Source organism: Actinokineospora sp. PR83, assembly GCF_021056305.1.
Lineage (GTDB): Bacteria > Actinomycetota > Actinomycetes > Mycobacteriales > Pseudonocardiaceae > Actinokineospora > Actinokineospora spheciospongiae.
Genome location: NZ_JAJCXD010000063.1, coordinates 1 through 24,116, shown reverse-complemented (window position 1 = coordinate 24,116; position 24,116 = coordinate 1). Strand labels below are relative to the sequence as shown.

The following is a 24,116-nucleotide window of genomic DNA, read 5'->3' as shown; positions in this document are numbered from 1 at the left end:
ACCCAACCCCGGCCGAGCCCCGTCACGGGGGCCCGAACCGCGGGGCTCGGGGGATCTAGCCGACGCTGACGACCGGTGCGCCGGTCTCGCCGTCAACCGGTTCGCCCATCTCCTCGGCGATGCGCATGGCTTCTTCGATGAGGGTTTCCACGATCTGCGCTTCCGGGACGGTCTTGATGACCTCGCCGCGCACGAAGATCTGCCCCTTGCCGTTGCCGGAGGCGACACCGAGGTCGGCTTCGCGGGCTTCGCCGGGGCCGTTGACGACGCAGCCCATGACCGCCACCCGCAGCGGGACCTCCAAGCCCTCCAGACCGGCGGTGACCTGCTCGGCGAGGGTGTAGACGTCGACCTGGGCCCGCCCGCAGGACGGGCAGGAGACGATTTCCAGCTTGCGCGGTCGTAGGTTGAGCGATTGCAGGATCTGGGTGCCGACCTTGACCTCTTCGACCGGCGGGGCCGACAGCGAGACCCGGATGGTGTCGCCGATGCCCTGGCGCAGCAGCGCCCCGAACGCGACGGCGGACTTGATCGTGCCCTGGAACGCCGGGCCCGCCTCGGTGACACCGAGGTGCAGCGGGTAGTCGCACTGCTCGGCGAGGAGTTCGTAGGCGCGGATCATGACCACGGGGTCGTTGTGCTTGACCGAGATCTTGAGGTCGTGGAAGTCGTGCTCGGCGAACAGCGACGCCTCCCACAACGCCGACTCCGCCAACGCCTCCGGGGTGGCCTTGCCGTACTTGGCCAGCAGGCGGGGGTCCAGGGACCCGGCGTTGACACCGATGCGGATCGGGGTGCCGTGGTCCTTCGCCGCCTGGGCGATCTCCTTGACCTGGTCGTCGAACTTGCGGATGTTGCCCGGGTTCACCCGCACCGCCGCGCACCCGGCCTCGATCGCGGCGAAAACGTACTTGGGCTGGAAGTGGATGTCGGCGATCACCGGGATCTGCGACTTCGCCGCGATCGCGGGCAGCGCCGCCGCGTCGTCCTGCGACGGACACGCCACCCGGACGATGTCGCACCCGGCGGCGGTCAACTCCGCGATCTGCTGCAACGTCGCGTTGACATCCGAGGTCAGGGTCGTGGTCATCGACTGCACCGAGATCGGGTGCTCGCTGCCCACACCCACCGACCCCACCTGCAACTGCCGGGTCTTGCGGCGCTCCGACAACACCGGGGGCGGCATGGGCGGCATGCCGAGCATCACGTCGGACATCGTCTCTTCTGACCTCTCTGCGAACAGCTACTGGGGTAGTCGGATCGGGTTGATCACGTCGGCGGTCACCGTCAGCAGCACGACCGCGCCGCCGAGGATGACGAAGACCATGGTGACCCCCGCGAGCTTGTTGTAGTCGACCGGGCCGCCCGGCGCCTTGCCGCGCAGCTTGCGCAGGGCGTCGCGCACCCGCTCGTAGAGCACCACCGCGATGTGCCCACCGTCGAGCGGGAGCAGCGGCAGCAGGTTGAACACCCCGACGAAGAAGTTCAGCGCCGCGAGCATCAGCACGAAGATCGACCAGATGCCCTGCTCGGCGGCGTCGGCGCCGATGACGCTGGCACCGACCACGCTGACCGGCCGCTCCGGGTCGTCCTCGCCGCCGATGGCCCGCACGACCGCGGGGATCTTCTTCGGGAAGTTCATCAGACCTTCCCAGGTCTTGGCGAACATGTCCCCGGTGAACACCAGCGTCCCCCCCAGGGCGGCGCCCCCGCTGTAGGGGACGCTGTCGCTGAGCGAGATGCCGACGGCACCGACGCGTTCCAACCTGTTGTCCTGGCTGCCCTTGGTCGCGTCCACCTGGGCCCGCTGGACGGTGGCCACGTCCATCGTCACGGTACGCCGCTCGCCGTCGCGGACGACGTCGAAGCGGTTCGGGCCGCTCAGGACGCGCACCTTGGCGACCATGTCCCGCCAGGTGGAGACGGTCTCGCCGTTGACGGCGACGATCTCGTCACCCTCCTGGATGCCCGCCGCGGCGGCGGGCGAGGGGTCGTTCGGACCGCACTGGGGCAGCGTCAACTCCACCCGGTCCTGGGTCGGCACGGCGCAGGCGGTGGCGCCGACGATCGGGCGGAGGTCGGTGTTGGGCAGACCCATGGTGACGGCCATCAAGTACAGGATGATGAAGCCCAGGACGAAGTGCGTCAGCGAGCCCGCGGACATCACCACCACGCGCTTCCACGTGGAGTAGCGCCACATCGCCCGGGGCGCCTCTTCGGGTGTCACCGGGTCGAGCGCCGTCATGCCCGCGATGTCGCAGAAACCGCCACCGGGGATGATCTTCAGGCCGTACTCGGTCTCCCCCCGGCGGAAAGAGAACACCTTCGGGCCGAATCCGATGAAGTACCGGCGCACCTTCATGCCGAAGGCCTTGGCGGTCAGCATGTGACCCGCCTCGTGCAGCGCCACCGACAGCCCGATGCCCAGCGCGAACAGCACCAGCCCCAGCAGCCAAACCACCACGGTCAGTTCCCTCCCTGCCCGGGGACCGGGCCGGCTATCGCGGCGAGCAGTTCGCGCGCTCGGACACGGGCCCAGTGCTCGGCGGCGAGCACCTCGTCCACGTCGCGCGGCGCGGTCGTCCACGCGCTGGCGTCGTCGAGAACCCTCGACACAGTGTCCACAATTACTGTGAAGGTGGTGTCGCCTCGCAGGAACGCGGCCACGGCCTCCTCGTTCGCCGCGTTGAACACCGCGGGCAGGCACCCGCCCGCGGTGCCGACCTCCCGGGCGATCCGCACGGCCGGGAAGGTCTCCTCGTCGAGCGGCTCGAAGGTCCACTCGCTGGCGGTGGACCAGTCGCACGCCCTGGCCGCCCCGGGCACCCGGTCCGGCCAGGCCAGCGCCAGGGCGATCGGCAGCCGCATGTCCGGCGGGCTGGCCTGCGCCAGCGTGGAGCCGTCGGTGAAGGTGACCATGGAGTGCACGATCGACTGCGGGTGCACGACCACGTCGATCCGGTCGTAGGGCACCCCGAACAGCAGGTGCGCCTCGATCAGCTCCAGCGCCTTGTTGACCAGGGTCGCCGAGTTGACCGTGATGACCGGGCCCATCGCCCAGGTCGGGTGCGCCAGCGCCTGCTCGGCGGTGACCCCGGCCAGCTCGGCGCGCTTGCGCCCGCGGAACGGCCCGCCGGAGGCGGTGAGCACGAGCCGGTCGACCTCCTCGGCCCGGCCGCCGCGCAGCGCCTGGGCCATCGCCGAGTGCTCGGAGTCGACCGGGATCAGCTGGCCGGGCTCGGCCGCGGCCAGCACCAGGGAGCCGCCCGCGATCAGCGACTCCTTGTTCGCCAGCGCCAGCCGGGCGCCGGTGGCCAGCGCCGCCAGCGTGGGGGCCAGGCCGCGGGAGCCGGTGACGCCGTTGAGCACCACGTCCGCGGGCTCGGCGCCGATCAGCTCCAGCAGCGCGTCCGGGCCGGTGTGCACCCGGACGCCGTGCGGTCGGAGCAGGTCGCGCACCTGCTCGGCCGCGGCCGGGTCGGGGACGGCGACGGCGGGGACGCGGTGGCGGACCGCCTGCTCGACGAGCAGCGCCGGGTCGGAACCACCGGCGGCCAGGCCCGCGACGGTGAACCGGCCGGGGTTGGCCGCGACCACGTCGAGCGCCTGGGTGCCGATGGACCCGGTCGAGCCCAGGAGCAGCACGGAGCGCGGGTCGTCGTCACCGCGCGCGGGGGGAAGTGTCATCCCGGTCATTGTTCCCGACGCCCGGCCTGTTCCCGCACACACGGTCGGCGACCGGGGTGCCCCCGCGCGCAGGCCGGGGTACGACCGTTCGGCGCAACCCCGAAAAAAGTTCCCGGTTCGCGCTTAAACCGAACGGGATATGGGCATCTCACCGTCAGCACGGAAAGACTTCGGCGAAAATGCCCGAGGTCATGAGGAAGGAGCTTCGATGGGCATCATCGGCTGGATTGTTCTCGGTTTGCTGGCCGGTCTCATCGCCAAGGCCATCATGCCTGGTAAGGACCCGGGTGGCATCATCATCACGATGATCCTCGGCGTTGTCGGCGCCATCATCGGCGGGTTCATCGGAAACGCGATCTTCGGCGGCGGACTCTCGACCTTCTTCTCGATCCGCACCTGGCTGCTCGCCATTCTCGGCTCGATCATCCTGCTGGGCATCTACCGCCTGGTCACCGGCAACCGGGCACGCGCGTAAGACCCCTGTCACACCCGAGGGCGCCACGGACACCGTGGCGCCCTCGGCGCGTCCCGGTGTGGGACGATTGCGGCGCAGGACGACAGTTCATCGTTGGAGGGTGACGTGGCGAGCACTGGGCTGGAGAAGCGGAAGTCGACCGAGGCCGCGAACACGGTGAGCCCGGTGGACGAGCCGTCCGCCGCGTGGGGCTGGCACGGCGGCTTCCCCAAGGGCACCCTGATCTCGGGGGTGTTCGTCGGCCTGGCCATGTTCGCCATGCTGATCGGCAACCACGAGTCGCACACCGAGGACATCTGGCTGATCGGCACCGGCGCGCTGATCCTCGCGGGCATCGGCTGGAAGATCCACAAGAGCCGCACCGCCTGGCGCCGCTGAGGCTTGTACCGCACCGCCCCCGGCCCGGCCACCGGGTGGGGCGTCCGACCACGTGCTGGGCACCCGTTGCCACATGCGCATGAGCGCAGTTGTGTCTGACCTGTCACCGCAACGACAGGAAGGCACGCCATGTCCGTCACGGACGAACTGCTCGCCAACAACGCCACCTACGCTGCGTCCTTCTCCGGGCCGCTGCCGCTGCCGCCCGCCAAGGGCGTCGCCGTGCTGGCCTGCATGGACGCCCGGCTCAACGTCTACGGCGCGCTCGGCCTCGCCGAGGGCGAGGCGCACGTGATCCGCAACGCGGGCGGTGTGGTCACCGAGGACGAGATCCGCTCGCTGGCCATCAGCCAGCGGCTGCTGGGCACCCGGGAGATCATCCTCATCCACCACACCGACTGCGGGATGCTCACCTTCACCGACCAGGACTTCCGCGACAGCATCCAGGAGGACACGGGCGTGCGCCCCTCCTGGTCGGCGGAGGCGTTCGGCGACCTCGACGCCGACGTCCGCCAGTCCGTCGCCCGGATCAAGGCCAGCCCGTTCATCCCGCACACCGACCAGGTCCGCGGCTTCGTCTTCGACGTGGCGACGGGCAAGCTCAACGAGGTCGCCTGACCCCGGCTGCGGCTCACCGTCAGTGCCGCGGTGAGCCGCCCCGGTCGGCCACGACCGCAGCCCCCTGATGCGTTGCTCAGCGTGCTCCGGCGCGACTCCCGGCTTCGAACCGCGCGCCCCCACCGCCGTGGTCCTCGGCTCGGGGTGCCACCCGATCAGCCCTCGGCGGCGAGCTGCCCGCAGGCGGCGGCGATCTCCTGGCCGCGGGTGTCGCGGACCGTGCAGGACACGCCCTGGGCGTTCACCCGGCGGACGAACTCGCGCTCGACCGGCTTGGGGCTGGCGTCCCACTTGCTGCCCGGGGTCGGGTTGAGCGGGATGACGTTGACGTGCGCCAGCGGGCCGAGGTGCTTGTGCAGCAGCTTCCCGAGCAGGTCGGCGCGCCACGGCTGGTCGTTCACGTCGCGGATGAGGGCGTACTCGATGGACACGCGGCGGCCGGTGCGGTCGGCGTAGAGGCGCGCGGCGTCGAGGACCTCGGCGACCTTCCAGCGGGTGTTGACCGGGACCAGGGTGTCGCGCAGCTCGTCGTCCGGGGTGTGCAGGGAGACGGCGAGGCGGACGCTGAGGCCCTCCTCGGCGAGCTTGCGGATGGCCGGGACCAGGCCGACCGTGGAGACGGTGACCGAGCGCTGGGAGATGCCCAGGCCCGCGGGCGCCGGGTCGCAGATGCGGTGCACGGCGTCGATGACCCGGCGGTAGTTGGCCAGCGGCTCGCCCATGCCCATGAACACGATGTTCGACAGCCGACCCGGTTCGCCCAGTTCGCCGTCGCGCATCGCCGCTGCGGCGGCGCGGACTTGGTCGACGATCTCGGCCGTGGACAGGTTGCGCTGCAGGCCGCCCTGGCCGGTGGCGCAGAACGGGCAGGCCATGCCGCACCCGGCCTGGCTGGACACGCACAGCGTCACCCGGTCCGGGTAGCGCATGAGGACGCTCTCGACCAGCGTGCCGTCGTGCGCGCGCCACAGCGTCTTGCGGGTGGTGTTGTCGTCGCAGGCCACGTGCCGCACGACGCTGAGCAGCGGGGGCAGCAGCTCGTCGGCGAGCCGGTCGCGGCTGGCGGCCGGGATGTCGGTCATGGCGTCGCGGTCGGCGGTGAGCCTGGTGAAGTAGTGGGTGGAGAGCTGGTTCGCCCGGAACGCCTTCTCCCCCAGGTCGGTGACCGCGTCGCGCCGCTGCTCGGTGGACAGGTCGGCGAGGTGGCGCGGCGGCAGGCCGCGCTTGGGTGCGTCGAAGACGAGCGGGAGTGAGGTCATAACCAGTCCATTCTCCCACGCCCGCGGGCGTGCTCTCACCGGGTCGTGGGAGGGGCCGCCTCACCCTGCTCGCAGTTCTCGGCGACGGCGGCCGCGTCCCTGAGCCGGTCCGGCAGATCGATGTTGTCCACGGCGGTGAGCGCTGCGTCGAAGCCGCGCATGCCGGTGCCGAAGCGGTCGACGGCGGAGCGGTACACCTCGGCGGTCAGCGGCTCCGCGGCGGTCACCTCGTCGCGGGCGGTGGCCACGGCGCTGCGGCCCTGGGCCAGGCCGTCGATGAGCTTGTCGAGGTTGGGGTCGATCTCCGGGGCGGGTGAGGGCACCAGCGAGCGGTAGTCGGCCAGCGCCGCGTCGAGCACACCGATGAACCTGCCGGTCATGTCGAGGAACTGCTTCTTGAGCACGGCGGGGTCGCTGGAGGTCGTCGGCTGCTGGGTGGTCTCCGCGGCGGTGACCAGCAGCTTGCCGGTGCCGCAGAACTTCTCCATCCAGCGCACGTCGTCCGGGTCGGCCTCGGGCGGGGCCGACGTGGTGGCCGTCCGGTCGGCCTCCCGCACCGCGACCGCGGTCCCCGAGGTCGCCTGGGCGCAGCCCGCGACCAGCAGCGCGGCGCAGAGCACCGCCGCCATTCCCACCCTCATGCCGCCTCCGACGCGTCCGCTCCGAGCCCGGTTCCGCCGAGTATGACAGCGGTCACCGATACTCGTCGTTGCATCACGATAGCTTCCGATATATCGTTGACCTATCGCGAGCTACCGCTGGCGACATCCAGAACACACAGCCAGAACCCAGGAGTGAACAATGCGAACCACCGACCACCGGCGCGGACCCTGGCGCCGACACGACCACCACGGCCACCCCTTCGCGGGTCACGGCCCCCACTTCGACCCGGAGGCCGAGATGACCCCGCCGCCCTTCCCCCCGTTCCCGCCCGGCGCCCCCTTCCCGCCCTTCGGCGGGCACGGCGGCCGGGGCGGGCGCGGCGGCCCGTTCGCAGGCGGCCGAGGCGGGCACCGGCGCGGCCGGGGCGACGTCCGCGCCGCCCTGCTGGCGCTGCTCACCGAACGGCCGATGCACGGCTACGAGATGATCCAGGAGATCGCCGCCCGCAGCGGCGGCTACTGGAAGCCCAGCCCCGGCTCCGTCTACCCCACCCTGCAACTGCTCGCCGACGAGGGCCTCGTCCGCGGCGTCGACGGCGAGGGCGGCAAGCGCCTGTTCGAGCTGACCGATGACGGCACCGCCACCGCGGCCAAGCTCGGCGACACCCCGCCGTGGGAGCAGGTCAACCAGGGCGTCGACCCCGTCGAGCACACCCTGCGCAACTCCCTGGGCCAGATCATGGGCGCGGCGCAGGCCGTGGCGCAGGCCGCCTCGGCGGAGCAGAAGTCCCGCGCGGTCGAGATCCTCGACAACGCCCGCCGCGACCTCTACGCCCTCCTCGGCGAGTCCGGCTCGACCCCGACCGCGGAGTGACCACCGGGTCCGCGGGGTCCGGCGGGTGCCCGCCGGACCCCGCTGCCGGAGGGGAGATCAGCGGAGGATGAGACCGGTGGGCTTGCGGCGGGTCAGGACCCGGTAGCCGACCGGGATCTCCAGGCCGGGGGTCTCGGCGATGGCCCGGGCGGCGACCGGCTGGGAGAACTCGATGCGCAGCACCGCCTCCAGGGTCCCGCGGTCCGCGAAGCGCCACGTGGTGCCCACGCGGTGGCGGGTGAACCCCTCGATCTCGAAGAAGCGGTCGACCTCGACCGGGTCGTAGGTGGGCAGGTCCGCGCGCAGCCAGCGCCCGTACGGGGCGTGCAGGCCGTCCAGGTCGACGATGACGAGGGTGCCGCCGGGGCGCAGGGCCCGGTCCGCCTCGCGCAGGCCCTGCTCGCAGCCCGGGCCGAAGAAGTACGCCGTGCGCGCGTGGGCGACGTCGAAGGACCCGTCGGCGACCGGCAGGTCCTGGGCGGACCCCAGGACGGCGGCGACGCCGGTGCGGCCCGCGACCCTGGCCACCGCCCGCTCCACGAGCGGGGGGTGCGGCTCCACACCCAGCACGCTGCGTGCGCGTTCGGCGAACCTGGGCAGGTGGAAGCCGTCGCCGCAGCCGATGTCGAGGACGTCACCCGTCCAGGGGCACAGCGCGTCCAGGAGTGACCAGACCGCGCCGTCGACGTCCTGGGCGCGGTTCTCGGCCTCGTAGAGGTCCGGCCAGTGCCAGATGTTGGGGCTGGGCAGCACCGACCCCGCCCGCAGCGACGTGACGATGCGTGACATCAACCCCATGGCGACAGCAAAGCACACCGCGTGCTTTCGGCGGCTGACTAGACCACTCGATCGGGTTAACGTCGGCGACCAGGAGGTCGTCATCATGTCGATGGACGCGATCAGCGCGCTCGAAGAGATCCCGGACGGTATGCCCGGCAAGCCCTGCTGGGTGGAACTGGCCACACCGGACCCGCGCACGGCGTCGGAGTTCTACGCGGGCCTGTTCGGCTGGGCGTTCCGCGTGGGCGAGGACGGCTACGTCATGGCCTACGTCGACGACGTGCCGGTGGCGGGCCTGCACGTGCCGCTGGGCGAGCAGCCGACCCGGTGGACGCTGTACCTGTCCGTCGGCGACACCGCGAACACCGCCGAGCGGGTCGTGCAGCTCGGCGGCGCGGTGCTCAGCGAGCCGACCGAGGTCCCCGGCCAGGGCGGGCTGCTGGTGGCCGCCGACCCCAGCGGGGCCGCCATCGGCTTCTGGCGCCAGGACCGCGACCGGCGGCTGGGCACCGGATTCCCCGGCGCGTTCACCTGGGCCGAGCTGAACACGTGGGACGGGGCGGCGGCGGACGCGTTCTACAGCGCCCTGTTCGACTACGAGGTCGTCCAGATGGGCGACGGGCAGGCCTTCGACTACACCAGCTGGGTCGTGCGCGGCGAGGAGGTGCTCGGCAGGCTCCGGATGGGGTCGGAGTTCCCGCCGGAGCAGGAGCCGCACTGGATGGTCTTCTTCGAGGTCGACCCGCTCTCGGGCACCGACCGGGTGGCGAGCCGGGCGCAGCAGCTCGGCGGCCGGGTCGTGGTGCCGCCGTTCGACTCCCCGTTCGGCCGGGCCGCCGTGCTCGCCGACAACACGGGCGCGGAGTTCACCGTGCTCGACCGCACCGACGCGCTGCCGGTCGTGGTCGAGGACGAGATCGGCGCCCCCGTGGACTACGACGACTGAGGGTCAGGCGGGCACGAAGAGGCCGAGCAGCAGCCAGGACACCACGGCCGAGGGCAGCAGGGAGTCCATCCGGTCCATCAGGCCGCCGTGCCCGGGCAGCAGCGTGCCCATGTCCTTCACACCCAGGTCGCGCTTGATCACCGACTCCACCAGGTCGCCCAGCGTCGCGGTGGGGACCAGCGCCATGCCGAACAGCACGCCCTGCCACCACTGCCCGTCGAGCAGCAGCGCCACCGTCAGCGCGCCCGCGACGATCCCGGCGACCATGGACCCGGCGAAGCCCTCCCAGGACTTCTTCGGGCTGATCACCGGGGCCATCGGGTGCCTGCCGAACAGCACGCCCGCGATGTAGCCACCGGTGTCGGAGCTGACCACCAGGATCAGGAAGCACACCACCCGGTAGATGCCGTCGTCCGGCAGCACGAGCATCGCCGCGAACGAGGCGAACAGCGGCACGTACGCCAGCGCGAACAGCGCCGCGCTGGTGTCGCGCAGGTAGCCGTCGACGCCGCCGCGCAACCGCCACAGCAGGCACACCAGGGCGGTGACGGCGAACGCGGCGAACACCCCGGCCCGCCCGAACGGCCAGGCCAGCCACACCATCGCCTGGCCGCCCAGCAGCACCGGCCACAGCGGCACGGCGATGCCCGCGCCGCGCTTGAGCGCGCCTGCCAGCTCCCAGGTCGACACGGCGACGGCGAGCGCCACGACGCCGATGAACACGTGCCGGACCAGGAACAGCGAGAGCAGCACCACCGCCCCGAGCGTCACCCCGACCCCGATCGCGGCGGGCAGGTTGCGCCCCGCCCGCGAGGCCTTCTGCGCCCCCTCGGCGGCCGCCGAGGTCACCGGGACACCCCCCGCGACCTCTTCGAGTGATCCATGCTCCAGCTCTCCCACCGGTCCGGCCATCGCGCTCTCCCCTCCGCACCCCCGAGGGGGTCAGACCTCGAGGAGGTCGGCTTCCTTGCGCTTGACGATCTCGTCGATCTGCGCGACGTACTTGTCGGTGAGGTTCTGCAGTTCCTTCTCGGCCCTGGTGACGTCGTCCTCGCCGGACTCGCCGTCCTTGACCAGGCGGTCGAGCTCGTCCTTGGCCTTGCGCCGCACGCCGCGGATGGAGACCTTGGCGTCCTCACCCTTGCCGCGGGCGATCTTGACCATGTCCCGGCGGCGCTCCTCGGACAGCTGCGGGATCACGATCCGGATGATCGTGCCGTCGTTGGACGGGTTCACGCCCAGGTCGGAGTCGCGGATGGCCTTCTCGATCGGCCCGAGCTGGCTGGCGTCGAACGGCTTGACCACCGCCATCCTGGCCTCGGGGATCGCGATGCTCGCCAACTGGTTGAGCGGGGTCATCGCGCCGTAGTACTCCACCACGATCCGGGAAAACATGTTCGGGTTCGCCCGGCCGGTCCGGATCGAGGCCAGCTCGTTCTGGGCCACGGAGACCGTGGACTCCATCTTCTCCTCGGCTTCGAAGAGTGTGTCGTCGATCAAGGGGGGCTCCTCGTTACTCACGCGGTGGGCGTACTGACCAGCGTGCCGATCCTCTCACCACGCACCGCGCGGGCGATGTTCCCCTCCGTCAGGAGGTTGAACACGATGATCGGCATGTTGTTGTCCATGCACAGGCTGAACGCGGTGGCGTCGGCGACCTTGAGGTCGCGTTCGAGCACCTCGCGGTGGGTGATCTCGGTGAACATCTTCGCGCCCGGGGTGGTCCTGGGGTCGGCGTCGAACACCCCGTCGACGGCCTTGGCCATCAGCACGGCGTCGCAGCCGATCTCCAGGGCGCGCTGGGCGGCGGCGGTGTCGGTGGAGAAGTAGGGCATGCCCACCCCGCAGCCGAAGATCACCACGCGGCCCTTCTCCAGGTGCCGCTCGGCCCGGCGCGGGATGTAGGGCTCGGCGACCTGGCCCATGGTGATGGCGGTCTGCACCCGGGTGTCGATGCCTTCCTTCTCCAGGAAGTCCTGCAGCGCCAGGCAGTTCATCACGGTGCCCAGCATCGCCATGTAGTCGGCCCGGTCGCGGTCCATGCCGCGCTGGCTGAGCTCGGCGCCGCGGAAGAAGTTGCCGCCGCCGATGACGATCGAGGTCTGCACCCCGCCGCGCACCACGTCGGCGATCTGGCGGGCGACGGTGAGGACCACGTCGGGGTCGACCCCGATGCTGCCACCGCCGAACATCTCGCCGCCGAGCTTGAGCAGCACCCGCTTGAAGCCGCCGTCGCGGATCGCGCCGTCGTTGGCAGTCACGTCACACCCTCCTCGTGACTCTGCCCCGCCCTCGGGGTCCGGGGGCGGGGCAGAGCGTCGGTCACGTCGTGGCCCTCGGTCAGGACTGGCCGACCTCGAACCGGGCGAAGCGGGTCACGGTGACGCCCGCCTCCTCCAGCACGGCCTTGACGGTCTTCTTCGAGTCCAGCACGGAGGACTGCTCCAGCAGGACGACGTCCTTGTAGAAGCCGTTGACCCGGCCCTCGACGATCTTGGGCAGGGCCCCCTCGGGCTTGCCCTCCTCGCGGGCGGTCTCCTCGGCGATGCGGCGCTCGCTGGCCACCAGGTCGGCGGGGACCTCGTCGCGGGTGACGAAGCGGGGCTTCATCGCCGCGATCTGCATGGCGGCGGCGCGGGCCGCCTCCTCGCCCCCACCGGTGTACTCGACCAGCACGCCGACGGCGGGCGGCAGGTCGGAGGAGCGGCGGTGCAGGTAGGTGCTGACGGTGCCGGTGAAGGCGGCCGCGCGGCGCAGCTCCAGCTTCTCGCCGATCTTGGCCGAGAGGGCCTGCACGGCCTCCTCGACGGTGCCCTCGCCGAGCGGGGCGGCCTTGAGCGAGTCGAGGTCGGCGGCACCGGCGGTCTTGCCCGCGGCGACGATCCGGTCGGCCAGCTCGATGAACTCGTCGTTCTTGGCGACGAAGTCGGTCTCGCAGTTCAGCTCGACGATGACCCCGTCGGCTGCGGCGACCAGGCCCTGGGCGGTGGCGCGCTCGGCGCGCTTGCCCACGTCCTTGGCGCCCTTGATGCGCAGGATCTCGATGGCCTTGTCGAAGTCGCCGTCCGTCTCGGTCAGCGCCTTCTTGCAGTCCATCATCCCGGCGCCGGTCAGGTCCCGGAGCCTCTTGACGTCGGCCGCGGTGAAGTTCGACATCGCGTCTTTTCCGTCCTTCTTATTTCTGACTTGCGCGCGTGGGAGGTCTGGTGGGGCGGGGGCCCGTCGCCGGGCCCCCGCCCCATCGGATCAGGACTCGGTCGGGGCGGCGGTCTCGGCCGGGGCGGCCTCGGTCGCGGTGGCGTCCGGGGTCGCGGCGTCGACGGCGGCGACGGCCTGCTGGCCGTCGGCCGCGGCGGTCTCGGCGCCGACGAGCAGCTCCTTCTCCCACTCGGCCAGCGGCTCGGAACCGGCTTCCGGCTTGTCCGAACCGCCACCGCGGGCGCCGGAGCGGGCCATCAGACCGGCGGCGGCGGCCTCGGCCACGACCTTGGTCAGCAGCGCGGCGGAGCGGATGGCGTCGTCGTTGCCCGGGATCGGGTAGTCGACCTCGTCCGGGTCGCAGTTCGTGTCGAGGATCGCCACGATCGGGATGTTGAGCTTGCGCGCCTCGCCGACGGCGATGTGCTCCTTCTTGGTGTCCACGATCCAGATGGCGGAGGGGACCTTCGCCATGTCGCGGATACCGCCGAGGGTGCGCTCCAGCTTGTCCTTCTCACGGGTGAGCATGAGGATCTCCTTCTTGGTGAGACCCTGGAAGCCACCCGTCTGCTCCATCGACTCCAGCTCCTTGAGGCGCTGGAGGCGCTTGTGCACGGTGGTGAAGTTGGTGAGCATGCCGCCCAGCCAGCGCTGGTTGACGTAGGGCATGCCGACGCGGAGCGCCTCGTTGGCGATGGCCTCCTGCGCCTGCTTCTTCGTGCCGACGAACAGGATGTGGCCGCCGTGGGCGACCGTCTCCTTGACGAACTCGTACGCGCGGTCGATGTAGGTCAGCGTCTGCCGCAGGTCGATGATGTAGATACCGTTGCGGTCGGTGAGGATGTAGCGCTTCATCTTCGGGTTCCAGCGGCGGGTCTGGTGCCCGAAGTGCACGCCGGAGTCCAGCAGTTGCTTCATGGTGACGACGGCCATGGCCGGGTTCGCACCTCTTCGTTTCAGGCGCGCCGGGGCCCGGGGGCCCTGTCGCGCGTTCTCGGTTGTCGCCGTGGACCGGTGGTCCACCGCCCTGGTGCGGTGCGGGACGACCGGACCCGCTGGCTGCTCGGACCGAGCACCTACCGGGACCGCCGGACGTCCGTGTTCGCGGCCCTGAGTCGACCGCGGAGCGCACTGCACGCGAAGTCATCCAGTGTCGCCACCGGATGCGCTCGGAAGTGTACGCCGGGACACGGTCAGCCGAAGAATCGGAGCCCGGGTTGTCCCCAACCCGCCGGGTTGTCCACAGGTGGGCGCCGGGGGCTGACACCGCCGCCCGGCGGCCGCCAGCCTGGTCCCATGACCGCTGACCCGCGCTCCCGGACCCTGCTGCTGGTGCTGCCCGCCGCGTTGTGGGTGGTGCTGTGCGCGGTGCTGCCCGCTTCCGGCACCGCTTCCCGCGCGGGGCCGCCGACCGCCCGCTTCGGCTGGCCGCTGGCGCCGCCGCCGCCGGTGGCGCGACCGTTCGAGCCGCCCGCCTCGCCGTACGGCCCCGGGCACCGCGGCGTCGACCTGCCGGGCACCCCCGGCCAGGCGGTGCTGGCGGCGGGGGCCGGGGTGGTCGCGTTCGCCGGGCAGGTCGCCGGGCGCGGGGTCGTGTCGGTGGACCACGACCCGGACCTGCGCACCACCTACGAGCCGGTGGGCGCGGCGGTCGCCGCCGGGGTCCGGGTCCGCCTCGGCGACCCCCTGGGCGTCCTGCTGCCGGGCCCCGGCGGCTGCCCGGCGGCACCGGCGTGCCTGCACTGGGGCCTGCGGCGGGGCGCGGCGTACCTGGACCCGCTGCTGCTGGTCCGGCCCGCCCGGGTCCGGCTGCTGCCGGTGCCCCGCTCAGACGTCGGCGGTCTCCAGGAGCTTGGCGCGCAGGCGCAGCACGGCCCGGGTGTGCAGCTGGCAGACCCGCGACTCGGTGACGCCGAGGACGCGGCCGATCTCGGCCAGGGTGAGGTTCTCGAAGTAGTACAGCGTCACCACCACCCGGTCGCGCTCCACCAGCAGGCCGATGGCCTCGGCGAGGGCGCGGCGGTTGTCCTGGTCGACCAGCAGCGCCACCGGGTCCTCTGCGGTCTCGTCCTCGAGGATGTCGGCCAGCGAGTTCGCGCCCCGCCCTGCAGCGGCCAGCTCGTCGAGCGCGACCACGCTGGTGAGCTGGAGCTGGGCGTAGACGTCGTGCAGCTCGTCGACGGTGAGGCCGAGTTCGCCCGCCAGCTCGTGGTCGTTCGGGGTGCGCTGGAGCTTGGCGCCGAGCCGCTCGATGCCGCGCTCGACCTCGCGGGCCCGGCCGCGCACGGTGCGGGGCACCCAGTCCTGGGCGCGCAGGTCGTCGAGGATCGCGCCGCGGATGCGCTGCATGGCGTAGGTCTCGAACTTGAGGCCGCGCTCGGGCTCGAACTTCTCGATCGCGTCGACCAGGCCGAAGATGCCGGACTGGATCAGGTCGGAGACCTCGACGTGCGCGGGCAGCCCGGTGCCGACCCGGCCCGCGACGTACTTGACCAGCGGGGCGTAGTGCAGCACCAGCCGGTCGCGCAGGGCGTGGTCGCGGTGCTGCCCGTAGGCCCGCCAGAGCGCGACGATGCCCGCTTCGACGTCGTCTGCCGTCCGGTTGTCCCCGGGGAGGACACCGGCCGCCACGCCTTCCCCGAAGAGGGCATGGCCGTTCACCTGGTTCTGCGCGCCCGCGGGCGGATTCGCCCCCGGCGCCCCAGATCCGTCCCCCGGCTCAGCCGGAACGAGGGTGGGTTCGGTCATGGATCGCCTTCAGCCGTTCGACGGTCACGTGGGTGTAGAGCTGCGTGGTTGCGAGCGTAGCGTGACCGAGTAGCTCCTGGACGCTACGAAGGTCGGCGCCTCCTTCGAGCAAGTGTGTTGCCGCAGAGTGACGAAGCCCGTGCGGGCCCATGTCCGGAGCCCCGTCCACGGCCCCCACGGCGAGGTGCACGATACGCCGTACGGCGGTGCTGTGGAGGCGTCCGCCCCGCGCGCCCAACCACAGTGCCGGGGGTGAATCCGCCCGCGCCAGGGACGGACGACCCTGGCGCAGCCAGGCCTCGATCGCCGCGGCGGCGGGGCCGCCGAAGGGCACCACCCGCTCCTTCGCCCCCTTGCCCAGCACCCGCGCCAGCCGGTCTCCGAGATCGATGTCGTCGACGTCGAGCCCGCACAGCTCCGACACCCGCACACCGGTCGCGTACAGCACTTCCACGAGGGCGTGATCACGCAGCGCCACCGGATCAAGTTCCCGCGCGCCCGCCGCGGAGGCCGCCATGAGCCCCTCCGCCTGGTCCTGCCGCAACACCGCGGGCAGGGTCCGGTGCCGCTTCGGCGCCACCAGGCGCAGCCCCGGATCCGCCGCCAGGTACCCCCGCCGGTGCGCCCACGCGGTGAACGTCCGGGCCGCCGCCGCCCGCCGCGCCAGCGTCGTCCGACCGGCCCCCGCGGCCCGTTGGGCGGCCAGCCAGCCGCGCAGCGCGGTCAGGTCCAGACCCACCCCACCGAGGTCCGCGGGCGCGGGCTGCCGACCTCGGTCACTCGATTCAGCAAGGCCGGTTTTTCCCTCTCCCCCCTCATCTTCCGGTGACAAAACATCACCCATTCGGGGTGTCGTTTGTGCAAAAGCCGAATCGAGCACACCCAGCGTGAACCCCATCAGGAGGACCACGTCCCCCAGGTAGGCGCGGACCGTGTGCGCGGACAACCCGCGCTCCAGTGCCAGGTGCCGCTCGTACTGGTCCAACACCGCCCGGACCGGCTCGGGGAGCGCGTCCCGAACCCGTCCCAGATCCACTCGCGACCGACCGGGAGCACCCACCCCGCCAACGCTGTGCCACCTCACCCCGCACGTCAAGCACCGCCACGCCCGTAGCACGGGGGACCGACGGGAACGGCCTCCAGGAGATCGACACCGGCCCGGTTGTCCACAACCCCGGAATCCCTCCACAGGTTCGCGGCGCCCCTGGGCACCGCCGCGCCGCGGGGGCACCGTCGACAGCAGCACCCGATCCGACAGGAGAGCACCATGCAGGCACCGCACATCGCCCTCGGCAGGCGCGGCGAGGACATCGCCGCCCGGTACCTGGCCACCACCGGCCTGGTCGTGCTGGACCGCAACTGGCGCTGCGACCTCGGCGAACTCGACGTCGTCTGCGCCAACGGCGACGGCCTCGTCTTCTGCGAGGTCAAGACCCGGTCCGGCACCGGTTTCGGCACCCCGGCCGAGGCGGTCGACGACGCCAAGGCCGCGCGCGTGCGCGACCTCGCGGCCCGCTGGCGGGTCGAGCACGGGATCAGACCGTGCCCGACCCGGTTCGACATCGTCTCGGTGCTGCTGCGCCCGGGGCGCGCGGCCGAGGTGCGGCACCTGCGCGGGGCCTTCTGATGGTGCTGGCGAAGGTGTGGTCGGTGGCCCTGCACGGCGCCGACGGGGTCACCGTGGAGGTCGAGGCCGACATCGGCGGCGGCAAGCCCGGCATCCACATCGTCGGGCTGCCCGACGCGGCGCTGAACGAGGCGCGGGACCGGGTGCGGGCGGCGGTGCGCAACAGCGGGCTGCGCTGGCCCGACCAGTTGGTCACCCTCGCGCTGTCCCCGGCCGACCTGCACAAGTCCGGCTCCGGCTACGACCTCGCGCTGGCGGTGTCGGTGCTGGTCGCCGACGGCCGGGCGCCCGCCGAGCGGTTCGCGGGCACGGTCCTGCTCGGCGAACTGGCCCTCGACGGCAGGCTGCGCAGCGTCCGCGGCGTGCTGCCCCGGCTGCTGACCGCCCGCCGCGGCGGGCACACCCGGGCCATCGTCCCCCGGTCCGCGCTCGCCGAGGCGTCCCTGGTCGACGACCTGGAGATCCTCGGCGCGGACCGGCTCACCGACGTGGTCGCCTGGGCCACCGGCACGGCCGACGCCCTCAGCGCGCCCGAGCCGGGCGCCGAGCGGGCGGCCGACCCGCCACCGGACCTGGCCGACGTGGTCGGCCAGCCGGACGCCCGCTGGGCGCTGGAGGTCGCGGCGGCGGGCGGGCACCACCTGCTGCTGACCGGCCCGCCCGGCACCGGCAAGACGATGCTCGCCCGCCGCCTCCCCGGCCTGCTCCCCCGGCTGCCCCGCGAACAGGCCCTGGAGGTGACCGCCGTGCACTCGGTGGCGGGCGCGCTGGCCGCGGACTCCCCGCTGGTGACGGTGCCGCCGTTCATCGCCCCGCACCACAGCGCCTCCACCCCCGCCCTGGTCGGCGGCGGGGTCGGGCTCGCCAAACCGGGCGCCATCAGCAGGGCCCACAACGGCGTCCTCTTCCTCGACGAGGCCTGCGAGTTCGCGGCCGACCGGCTGGAGGCCCTGCGCACCGCCCTGGAGGAGGGGGAGGTCCGGCTCGCCCGCCGCGACGGGGTGGTGCGCTACCCGGCGCGCTTCCAGTTGGTGCTGGCGACGAACACCTGCCCCTGCGCGCCACCGAGGGAGGCGGACTGCACCTGTTCGCCGCACGCCAGGCGGAAGTACCTCGCGCGGCTCTCCGGGCCGCTGCTGGACCGCGTGGACGTGCGGGTGCGGATGCGGCCCAGCACCGCGGTGGCCCAGGCACCCGACCACGCGCCCGAACCGACGGAGGTGGTCCGGGCGCGGGTCCAGGAGGCCAGGGCGCGGGCGGCGCACCGGTGGTCCGCCCACGGTTGGCGAACCAACGCCGAGGTCCCCGGGCCGGCGCTGCGGCAGCACTTCCCGCTGCCGCGGGAGTCGACGGCGCTGCTGGAGGCGGGCCTGGCCAGGGGCGTGCTCACCGCGCGGGGCGCCGACCGGTGCGCCCGGCTCGCCTGGACCGTCGCCGACCTGGCGGGCGCCGCACCACCGACAGCCCAGCACGTCGCCACCGCCCTGCACTTCCGCGGGCACCACACACCCATGGCCTGACCCTGGCCGAGACACCGCTGAATCGGAGGAACCATGAAAACTGTTGTGCCACCGGCCATCGCCGCGCTGCTGCCCAGGGCGGTGCCGCTCACCGCCGTGGTCCGCGGGGCGTGCCCCACCGGTGTCAGACCGCGCGGGGCCCCGCCCACACGGCGGCTGCCCGACCGGGCGGCGGTGCGCCGTGGATGACGTCCGGCTGGCCCGGGCCTTCCTGCTCCGGGTCGCCGAGCCGCCCGCGGGCGCGCTGGGCGGGTTCGTCGACTCGGTGGGACCGGTCGCCGCGGCGGCGGCGATCCGCGCGGGCGAGGTGCCCGACGGGGTGCGGGAGGAAACCGTGGCGCGCAAGGACTTCGCGCGGGCGGAGGCGGACCTGGTGGCCGCGCAGCACTGCGGGGCGCGGTTGGTCGTGCCGGAGGACGACGAGTGGCCGGGGTGGCCGCTGCTGGCGCTGGCCAACGCCTTCCGCGGCGGGAAGCGGTGGGCCGCGCCGCCGGTCGCGCTGTGGGTCCGCGGACCGGCCCGGCTCGACGAGGCGCTGCACCGGGCCGTCGCCGTGGTGGGCGCGCGGTCGGCGACCTCCTACGGGGAACACGTGGCGACCGAGTTCGGCCACGGGCTGGCCGGGGCCGGGGTCACCGTCGTCTCCGGGGCCGCGTTCGGGATCGACGGCGCCGCCCACCGGGGCGCGTTGCACGCCGGGGGCACGACCGTGGCGGTGCTCGCGTGCGGGGTCGACCGGTTCTACCCGGCCGGGCACAGCGCGATGCTGGGCCGGATCGCCGCGACCGGAGCGGTCCTGAGCGAGTACCCACCGGGAACGCCACCGGCGAAGCACCGGTTCCTCGTGCGCAACCGGCTGATCGCGGCCCTGGCGGCGGGGACCGTGGTGGTCGAGGCGGGCATCCGCAGCGGTGCCCGCAACACCGCCTCGTCCACGGCGCAACTGGGCAAGCCGCTGGTGGCGGTGCCGGGGCCGGTCACGTCCGCGATGTCCCTGGGCTGCCACGACCTGCTGCGCGCGGGCACGGCCACCCTCGCCTCCACCCTCGACGAGGTCATGGAGGCGGTCGGGCAGATCGGCGACCTCGCACCCCGGCCGGAGAGCCCGACCAGGCCGACCGACGGGCTCGGCGACCAGGCGCTGCGGGTGCACGAGGCGCTCGGCCCCCGCCGGTCCCGGGAAGCGGAGGCGGTCTCGGCGGAAGCGGGCGTGCCGCTGGAACGCGTGCGCGCCCTGCTCACCGAACTGGAACTGCTGGGTCTGGCCGCCCGCGGTGAGGAGGGGTGGCGACGGTGCACGTGAGGTCAGCCGTTGAAGGGACCGTCCTCGGGCAGGCGCAGCTCCGGCTTGTCCAGTTCCTCGACGTTGACGTCCTTGAACGTGATGACGCGGACGTTCTTGACGAACCGGGCCGGGCGGTACATGTCCCACACCCAGGCGTCGGACATGCGGACCTCGAAGTAGACCTCGCCATCGGCGTCGCGTACTTGCACGTCGACCCCGTTGGCGAGGTAGAACCTTCGTTCGGTCTCCACGACGTAGGCGAACTGGCCCACGATGTCGCGGTACTCCCGGTAGAGCTGCAGCTCCATCTCGGTCTCGTACTTCTCGAGATCCTCCGCGCTCATGTGCCGCGCGCCCCTCCTGGTCGTGGCGTTGCATCCCCGTCGACCGGCGGGGAGCCCCCATTCTGGACCACAGCGGCCGCAGCCACACTCAGCGCCACCCGGTGTGGCGCGCGCAGGCCGTGTGCCAGACCCGCGGCGGCGACGTTGGCGTAGGACCAGCGGTGTTCGCCGCTGGGCCCGTGGTCGCGCAGCGCGCGGGAGTGCAGGCCGGTGCAGTAGCCCTTGTGCACGTCGAAGCGGTAGAGCGGCAGGGTCTCGTGCAGCTCGGCCATGATCCGGTCGCGGGTGACCTTGGCCAGGACCGAGGCGGCGGCGACGCAGGCGGCTGCCTGGTCGCCCTTGATCACCGGCATGCTCGGGGCGGTGAGGCCGGGGACGCGGAAGCCGTCGGTGAGCACGTAGCCGGGGTGGGTGGCCAGGCGGGCGACCGCGCGGCGCATCCCCTCGATGTTGGACACGTGCACGCCCTTGAGGTCGACCTCGGCGGGCGGGACGACCACCACGGCGTGGTCCAGCGCGCGTTCCCGGACCAAGTCGAACATCCGGTCGCGGGCCGCGGCGGTCATCAGCTTGGAGTCGGTGAGGCCGTCGAGGCGGACCGCGTCGCCGGGGCGCAGCACGCAGGAGGCGATGACCAGCGGGCCCGCGCACGCGCCGCGGCCCGCCTCGTCGACACCGGCGACCGGGCCGAGACCGCGGCGGTGCAGCGCGGTCTGCAGGCTCCAGTTGCCGGTGTCGCGGCGGACCACGACGCGGGGCGGGCGGATCAGCTCTGCGGTCACGGGGTCACCTCCGGTGTTCGGTCGGGCTCGCGGCGCGCTGCCGGGCGCAGCAGCGCGGACGCGCGCCTGCCCAGCCACAGCACGGGCCACGCGGCGGCCAGCCCGACACCCGCCGGGATGCCGGTCTGCCACGCGGGCGCCGACAGCGCGGCGGCCTGCGGGTCGTGGTCGCCGACGCCCTGCCAGCGCGACGGCGGCAGGATGATCGCCCGCGCCTTGCCGATGACGTTGTCGACCGGCACCAGGCCGTTCGCGCCGCCACCGCCCTGGGTGCGGGAGTCGCCGGAGTTGTTGCGGTTGTCGCCCATCACGAACAGCATCCCCCGGGGCACCGACACCGGGTCGAACTGCTCCTGGGTGGTGCCGCCCACCTCGGGGTCGTAGTGGACGTAGGGCTCGTCCAGCGGTGCGCCGTCGACGGTGACCCGGTTGCGGTCGTCGCAGCACCGGACGGTCTGCCCGCCGACCGCGACGACCCGCTTGACCACGTCGTCCTCGTCGGGGGTGGCCAGGCCGAACACCGAACCGACGTCCTGCAGCAGGCGGACGACGGCGTTGTCGGACCGGTCGGCGGTGAACTCCGAGCGGTTCCAGGTGCCGGGGCGCTCGAACACGACCACGTCACCGGGCTCGGGGTCGCGGAAGTAGTACACGACCCGGTCGACCACCACCCGGTCGCCGACGCAGCCGGGGCAGCCGTGCAGCGTGGCCTCCATCGACTCCGACGGGATCACGAACACGCGCGCGACGAACGACTGCACGAGGAAGGTGAGCACCAGGGCGATGGCCACCAGGATCGGCAGCTCCACCCAGAACGACAGCTTCTTCTTCGCGCGGGCGGGCCGGTCGGCGCCGGACCCGCCGTCGCCATCGGTGATCTCGGGGTCGTCGGGGGTGTCTGGCACCCGGGCAGCCTACCGGGGGCCGGTTTTGCCGCCTCGGGTCAGCAATCCGCGCGCGCGGCGCCCCAGCCACAGCGTCGGCCACGCCGCGGCCAACCCGACCCCGGCCGGGATGCCGGTCTGCCACGCAGGCGCCGACAGCGCGGCGGCCTGCGGGTCGTGGTCGCCGACGCCCTGCCAGCGCGACGGCGGCAGGATGATCGCCCGCGCCTTGCCGATGACGTCGTCGATCGGGACGAAGCCGTTCTCCCCGCCGCCGCCCTGCGAGCGCGAGTCCCGGGAGTTGTTGCGGTTGTCGCCCATCACGAACAGCTTGCCCGGCGGCACGGTGATCCTGGGGAAGCCCTCCTGCCGGTCACCGGGGTAGAGGTGGTGGCGGTAGGGCTCGTCGAGCGGCTTGCCGTCCACGGACACCCGGTTCTGCGCGTCGCAGCACACCACGGTCTGGCCGGGCCCGGCGATGACCCGCTTGACCACGTCCTCCTCGCTGGGGGTGGCCAGGCCGAACTGCGCGGCGAGGTCCTGGAACCAGGCGAACACCGGGTTCGGGTTCTCCTCGCCCAGGCCGGTCTGGTCCCAGGTGTCGGGGCGCTCGAACACGACCACGTCACCGGGCTCGGGGTCGCGGAAGTAGTACACGACCCGGTCGACCAGCACCCGGTCGCCGGTGCAGCCCGCGCACCCGTGCAGCGTCTGCTCCATCGACTCCGACGGGATCACGAAGACCCGCGCGATGAACGACTGGATGATCACCGTGAGGACCAGGGCGATCGCGATCAGGATGGGCAGTTCCACCCAGAACGGGCGCTTCGGCTTCTTTTTCTTCTTCTCGGCCTTCGCCGCCTCGCGGTCGGAGACGTCGAGTTCTTCGGCGCCGCGTCCATCCCCCGGCACGGCGCCGTCGTCGTCGGACAAACTAGTCAGCCTTCCTCGGTGTGAGGGGCAGCAGGGCGCTCTTGGCCCGCCTGGTCAGCATCAGCACCGGCCAGGCCGCGGCGAACCCGATCCCCAGCGGGAGCCGCTCCTGCCACCCCGCCGCAGACAGCTGTGGACCCGCCTGCGGGTTGTGGTCGCCCACGCCGCGCCAGCGCGACGGCGGGAGCACGATGTAGCGCACCTTGCCGATGACCTTGCCGAGCGGGACGACCCCGCGGATGCCACCGCCGCCCTGGAAGCGGGAGTCCGAGGAGTTCCCCCGGTTGTCACCCATCACCCAGAGTGTGCCCTCGGGCACCGTAACCCGACCGAACTTCTGGCGCTCGTCGGGGCCACCGAACTCCCAGTAGACGTAGGGCTCGTCGAGCGGCTTCCCGTCGACCAGCACCCGGTTCTGGTCGTCGCAGCACTCCACGGTCTGCCCGCCGACGGCGATGACCCGCTTGACGAAGTCCCGCTCGTCGGGCGGGGCGATGCCGATGAACGACCCGACCTGGCGCAGCGACTTCAACACCGGGTTGGTCGTCTCGTCGGTCTTGACGTCGTGCTCGGTCCAGGTGTTCGGCCCCTCGAAGACCACGACGTCACCGGGGCTGGGATCGCGGAAGTCGTAGACCATCTTGTCCACGAACACCCGGTCGCCGTCGCACTCGGGGCAGCCGTGCAGCGTCTGCTCCATCGACCCGGACGGGATCGAGTACACCCGGCCGATGAACTGCTGGATGAGGAACGTCAGCATCAGCGCCACGCCGACCAGCACCAGGACCTCGCGCCACAGCGGCTGCCTGCGCGGCGCGCGGCGGTGCTTGCCGCGCTTGCCGTTGGGCCGCTCCTCGTCGTCGTCCGACCGGGTGCGGGGCCTGCTGACCGGGGCCACCCGCTCCGTCGGCGCCTCGGCGGCCTTGCGCTCGGACCGGCGGATGGGCCGCTCGGGCGCGACGGTGCCCGCCGCGTGGTCGGCGGGCCTGACGGAGCGGTGCGTGCCGGTGCGGGTCTGCTCACCGGGCTTGGCGGCGCGGTGGGTGCGCGGCTCGGTCGTGGCCCGCCCCTGGTCGCCCGCCTTGCCCGCGCGCCGTTCCCGCGGCTGCCCACCGGTGCCGGGTTCGGCCGCGCGGCGGGCGTCGGGTGCGGCACCCGACCGGGCTGCGCGCCGGG

The 24,116-nt window shown here is 72.6% G+C and carries 27 protein-coding genes and 1 pseudogene; 10 read left to right on the top strand and 18 right to left on the bottom strand.

From position 1 onward, the window contains the following. Positions 1-55: 55 nt before the first annotated feature. The 3 genes from ispG to dxr are packed head-to-tail and all read right to left on the bottom strand — an operon-like array spanning position 56 to position 3,696. On the bottom strand, positions 56-1,195 hold the full coding sequence (gene ispG, locus L6E12_RS21200; RefSeq protein WP_374201922.1) for a flavodoxin-dependent (E)-4-hydroxy-3-methylbut-2-enyl-diphosphate synthase: 1,140 nt from the start codon (positions 1,193-1,195) through the stop codon (positions 56-58). Positions 1,196-1,243: 48 nt separating this feature from the next. Next, complete coding sequence (locus L6E12_RS21195; RefSeq protein ID WP_236229663.1) at positions 1,244-2,464, bottom strand: site-2 protease family protein; 1,221 nt, start codon at positions 2,462-2,464, stop codon at positions 1,244-1,246. 2 nt (positions 2,465-2,466) lie between these two features. Further along, positions 2,467-3,696 (bottom strand): 1-deoxy-D-xylulose-5-phosphate reductoisomerase, encoded by a 1,230-nt coding sequence (gene dxr / locus L6E12_RS21190; protein ID WP_374201921.1) that lies wholly within the window; start codon positions 3,694-3,696, stop codon positions 2,467-2,469. A 199-nt stretch (positions 3,697-3,895) separates the two neighbouring features. On the opposite strand from dxr, the gene L6E12_RS21185 reads away from it, so the two are divergent. The 3 genes from L6E12_RS21185 to L6E12_RS21175 all read left to right on the top strand — a co-directional run bounded on the left by L6E12_RS21185 (position 3,896) and on the right by L6E12_RS21175 (position 5,158). Further along, complete coding sequence (locus tag L6E12_RS21185; RefSeq protein WP_035280849.1) at positions 3,896-4,162, top strand: GlsB/YeaQ/YmgE family stress response membrane protein; 267 nt, start codon at positions 3,896-3,898, stop codon at positions 4,160-4,162. A 105-nt stretch (positions 4,163-4,267) separates the two neighbouring features. Beyond that, positions 4,268-4,540, top strand: a complete 273-nt coding sequence (locus L6E12_RS21180) for a DUF2631 domain-containing protein (protein ID WP_236229661.1) — start codon at positions 4,268-4,270, stop codon at positions 4,538-4,540. Between the two features lie 129 nt (positions 4,541-4,669). Continuing rightward, the gene (locus tag L6E12_RS21175; protein ID WP_236229660.1) at positions 4,670-5,158 is read left to right on the top strand and encodes a carbonic anhydrase; all 489 of its coding nucleotides are present in this window, start codon (positions 4,670-4,672) and stop codon (positions 5,156-5,158) included. A gap of 155 nt (positions 5,159-5,313) precedes the next feature. On the opposite strand, the gene rlmN is transcribed toward L6E12_RS21175, so the two are convergent. Together rlmN and L6E12_RS21165 are read right to left on the bottom strand one after the other, a co-directional pair. After that, positions 5,314-6,417 carry a 23S rRNA (adenine(2503)-C(2))-methyltransferase RlmN gene (rlmN, locus tag L6E12_RS21170; protein ID WP_236229659.1) on the bottom strand — a complete coding sequence of 368 codons (1,104 nt, stop codon included), beginning with the start codon at positions 6,415-6,417 and terminating at the stop codon, positions 5,314-5,316. Positions 6,418-6,452: 35 nt separating this feature from the next. Then, on the bottom strand, positions 6,453-7,058 hold the full coding sequence (locus L6E12_RS21165) for a hypothetical protein (protein WP_236229658.1): 606 nt from the start codon (positions 7,056-7,058) through the stop codon (positions 6,453-6,455). Positions 7,059-7,218: 160 nt separating this feature from the next. Between L6E12_RS21165 and L6E12_RS21160 the strand changes: the two genes are divergently transcribed. Then, positions 7,219-7,893 (top strand): PadR family transcriptional regulator, encoded by a 675-nt coding sequence (locus tag L6E12_RS21160; RefSeq protein WP_236229657.1) that lies wholly within the window; start codon positions 7,219-7,221, stop codon positions 7,891-7,893. Between the two features lie 57 nt (positions 7,894-7,950). On the opposite strand, the gene L6E12_RS21155 is transcribed toward L6E12_RS21160, so the two are convergent. Then, a complete protein-coding gene (locus tag L6E12_RS21155; protein WP_236229656.1) occupies positions 7,951-8,691 on the bottom strand; it encodes a class I SAM-dependent methyltransferase in 741 nt (246 codons plus the stop codon). Between L6E12_RS21155 and L6E12_RS21150 the strand changes: the two genes are divergently transcribed. Further along, on the top strand, positions 8,690-9,619 hold the full coding sequence (locus L6E12_RS21150) for a VOC family protein (RefSeq protein ID WP_236229655.1): 930 nt from the start codon (positions 8,690-8,692) through the stop codon (positions 9,617-9,619). The two genes, L6E12_RS21155 and L6E12_RS21150, sit on opposite strands and share 2 nt — an antisense overlap. 3 nt (positions 9,620-9,622) lie before the next feature. On the opposite strand, the gene L6E12_RS21145 is transcribed toward L6E12_RS21150, so the two are convergent. From L6E12_RS21145 to rpsB, 5 genes are all read right to left on the bottom strand, one after another. Then, positions 9,623-10,531 (bottom strand): phosphatidate cytidylyltransferase, encoded by a 909-nt coding sequence (locus L6E12_RS21145; RefSeq protein ID WP_236229654.1) that lies wholly within the window; start codon positions 10,529-10,531, stop codon positions 9,623-9,625. 30 nt (positions 10,532-10,561) lie between these two features. Then, the gene (gene frr, locus L6E12_RS21140; protein ID WP_035280835.1) at positions 10,562-11,119 is read right to left on the bottom strand and encodes a ribosome recycling factor; all 558 of its coding nucleotides are present in this window, start codon (positions 11,117-11,119) and stop codon (positions 10,562-10,564) included. 17 nt (positions 11,120-11,136) lie between these two features. Then, positions 11,137-11,880: a UMP kinase gene (gene pyrH / locus L6E12_RS21135; RefSeq protein ID WP_308075105.1), complete on the bottom strand. Its 744-nt coding sequence runs from the start codon at positions 11,878-11,880 to the stop codon at positions 11,137-11,139. Positions 11,881-11,959: 79 nt separating this feature from the next. Then, a complete protein-coding gene (gene tsf, locus L6E12_RS21130) occupies positions 11,960-12,775 on the bottom strand; it encodes a translation elongation factor Ts (RefSeq protein WP_035280833.1) in 816 nt (271 codons plus the stop codon). A gap of 90 nt (positions 12,776-12,865) precedes the next feature. Then, the gene (gene rpsB, locus L6E12_RS21125) at positions 12,866-13,750 is read right to left on the bottom strand and encodes a 30S ribosomal protein S2 (protein WP_236229653.1); all 885 of its coding nucleotides are present in this window, start codon (positions 13,748-13,750) and stop codon (positions 12,866-12,868) included. 363 nt (positions 13,751-14,113) lie between these two features. Between rpsB and L6E12_RS21120 the strand changes: the two are divergent. Continuing rightward, positions 14,114-14,584, top strand: a pseudogene (locus L6E12_RS21120) (peptidoglycan DD-metalloendopeptidase family protein); the annotation flags it as partial. Positions 14,585-14,644: 60 nt separating this feature from the next. On the opposite strand, the gene L6E12_RS21115 reads toward L6E12_RS21120, so the two are convergent. Both L6E12_RS21115 and L6E12_RS21110 read right to left on the bottom strand, forming a co-directional pair. After that, a complete protein-coding gene (locus L6E12_RS21115) occupies positions 14,645-15,478 on the bottom strand; it encodes a FliA/WhiG family RNA polymerase sigma factor (protein ID WP_035280829.1) in 834 nt (277 codons plus the stop codon). A gap of 58 nt (positions 15,479-15,536) precedes the next feature. Then, a complete protein-coding gene (locus tag L6E12_RS21110) occupies positions 15,537-16,595 on the bottom strand; it encodes a tyrosine recombinase XerC (protein WP_236229688.1) in 1,059 nt (352 codons plus the stop codon). Between the two features lie 237 nt (positions 16,596-16,832). On the opposite strand from L6E12_RS21110, the gene L6E12_RS21105 reads away from it, so the two are divergent. From L6E12_RS21105 to dprA, 4 genes are read left to right on the top strand one after another with little or no spacing between them, the layout of a single operon-like run. Continuing rightward, positions 16,833-17,192 carry a YraN family protein gene (locus L6E12_RS21105; RefSeq protein ID WP_236229652.1) on the top strand — a complete coding sequence of 120 codons (360 nt, stop codon included), beginning with the start codon at positions 16,833-16,835 and terminating at the stop codon, positions 17,190-17,192. Further along, on the top strand, positions 17,192-18,712 hold the full coding sequence (locus L6E12_RS21100; RefSeq protein ID WP_236229651.1) for a YifB family Mg chelatase-like AAA ATPase: 1,521 nt from the start codon (positions 17,192-17,194) through the stop codon (positions 18,710-18,712). The genes L6E12_RS21105 and L6E12_RS21100 overlap by 1 nt, the downstream gene beginning before the upstream one ends. A 33-nt stretch (positions 18,713-18,745) precedes the next feature. Further along, a complete protein-coding gene (locus tag L6E12_RS21095; protein ID WP_236229650.1) occupies positions 18,746-18,901 on the top strand; it encodes a hypothetical protein in 156 nt (51 codons plus the stop codon). Next, on the top strand, positions 18,894-20,015 hold the full coding sequence (gene dprA, locus L6E12_RS21090) for a DNA-processing protein DprA (RefSeq protein ID WP_236229649.1): 1,122 nt from the start codon (positions 18,894-18,896) through the stop codon (positions 20,013-20,015). Before L6E12_RS21095 ends, dprA begins: the two co-directional genes overlap by 8 nt. 2 nt (positions 20,016-20,017) lie before the next feature. On the opposite strand, the gene L6E12_RS21085 is transcribed toward dprA, so the two are convergent. The 5 genes from L6E12_RS21085 to lepB (L6E12_RS21065) form a co-directional block, all read right to left on the bottom strand. Beyond that, positions 20,018-20,341, bottom strand: coding sequence for a DUF2469 domain-containing protein (locus L6E12_RS21085; RefSeq protein ID WP_035280820.1), 324 nt, complete (start codon positions 20,339-20,341; stop codon positions 20,018-20,020). Further along, the gene (locus L6E12_RS21080; protein WP_052020956.1) at positions 20,338-21,123 is read right to left on the bottom strand and encodes a ribonuclease HII; all 786 of its coding nucleotides are present in this window, start codon (positions 21,121-21,123) and stop codon (positions 20,338-20,340) included. Before L6E12_RS21080 ends, L6E12_RS21085 begins: the two co-directional genes overlap by 4 nt. Beyond that, on the bottom strand, positions 21,120-22,028 hold the full coding sequence (gene lepB, locus L6E12_RS21075; RefSeq protein WP_374201920.1) for a signal peptidase I: 909 nt from the start codon (positions 22,026-22,028) through the stop codon (positions 21,120-21,122). Before lepB (L6E12_RS21075) ends, L6E12_RS21080 begins: the two co-directional genes overlap by 4 nt. 9 nt (positions 22,029-22,037) lie before the next feature. Then, positions 22,038-22,940 (bottom strand): signal peptidase I, encoded by a 903-nt coding sequence (gene lepB, locus L6E12_RS21070; protein WP_236229648.1) that lies wholly within the window; start codon positions 22,938-22,940, stop codon positions 22,038-22,040. 1 nt (position 22,941) lies between these two features. Beyond that, on the bottom strand, positions 22,942-24,116 hold a 1,175-nt coding region (gene lepB / locus L6E12_RS21065; RefSeq protein ID WP_240013345.1), incomplete at its 5' end, for a signal peptidase I.

What these genes read in the sequence shown, in the direction of transcription:
- ispG (WP_374201922.1), bottom strand. Translation starts at nt 1,195, where the DNA reads ATGCCGCCCATGCCGCCCCCGGTGTTGTCGGAGCGCCGCAAGACCCGG.
- dxr (WP_374201921.1), bottom strand. Translation starts at nt 3,696, where the DNA reads ATGACCGGGATGACACTTCCCCCCGCGCGCGGTGACGACGACCCGCGC.
- L6E12_RS21185 (WP_035280849.1), top strand. Translation starts at nt 3,896, where the DNA reads ATGGGCATCATCGGCTGGATTGTTCTCGGTTTGCTGGCCGGTCTCATC.
- L6E12_RS21175 (WP_236229660.1), top strand. Translation starts at nt 4,670, where the DNA reads ATGTCCGTCACGGACGAACTGCTCGCCAACAACGCCACCTACGCTGCG.
- rlmN (WP_236229659.1), bottom strand. Translation starts at nt 6,417, where the DNA reads ATGACCTCACTCCCGCTCGTCTTCGACGCACCCAAGCGCGGCCTGCCG.
- L6E12_RS21165 (WP_236229658.1), bottom strand. Translation starts at nt 7,058, where the DNA reads ATGAGGGTGGGAATGGCGGCGGTGCTCTGCGCCGCGCTGCTGGTCGCG.
- L6E12_RS21160 (WP_236229657.1), top strand. Translation starts at nt 7,219, where the DNA reads ATGCGAACCACCGACCACCGGCGCGGACCCTGGCGCCGACACGACCAC.
- L6E12_RS21150 (WP_236229655.1), top strand. Translation starts at nt 8,690, where the DNA reads ATGGCGACAGCAAAGCACACCGCGTGCTTTCGGCGGCTGACTAGACCA.
- L6E12_RS21155 (WP_236229656.1), bottom strand. Translation starts at nt 8,691, where the DNA reads ATGGGGTTGATGTCACGCATCGTCACGTCGCTGCGGGCGGGGTCGGTG.
- L6E12_RS21145 (WP_236229654.1), bottom strand. Translation starts at nt 10,531, where the DNA reads ATGGCCGGACCGGTGGGAGAGCTGGAGCATGGATCACTCGAAGAGGTC.
- tsf (WP_035280833.1), bottom strand. Translation starts at nt 12,775, where the DNA reads ATGTCGAACTTCACCGCGGCCGACGTCAAGAGGCTCCGGGACCTGACC.
- rpsB (WP_236229653.1), bottom strand. Translation starts at nt 13,750, where the DNA reads ATGGCCGTCGTCACCATGAAGCAACTGCTGGACTCCGGCGTGCACTTC.
- L6E12_RS21105 (WP_236229652.1), top strand. Translation starts at nt 16,833, where the DNA reads ATGCAGGCACCGCACATCGCCCTCGGCAGGCGCGGCGAGGACATCGCC.
- L6E12_RS21100 (WP_236229651.1), top strand. Translation starts at nt 17,192, where the DNA reads ATGGTGCTGGCGAAGGTGTGGTCGGTGGCCCTGCACGGCGCCGACGGG.
- L6E12_RS21095 (WP_236229650.1), top strand. Translation starts at nt 18,746, where the DNA reads ATGAAAACTGTTGTGCCACCGGCCATCGCCGCGCTGCTGCCCAGGGCG.
- L6E12_RS21085 (WP_035280820.1), bottom strand. Translation starts at nt 20,341, where the DNA reads ATGAGCGCGGAGGATCTCGAGAAGTACGAGACCGAGATGGAGCTGCAG.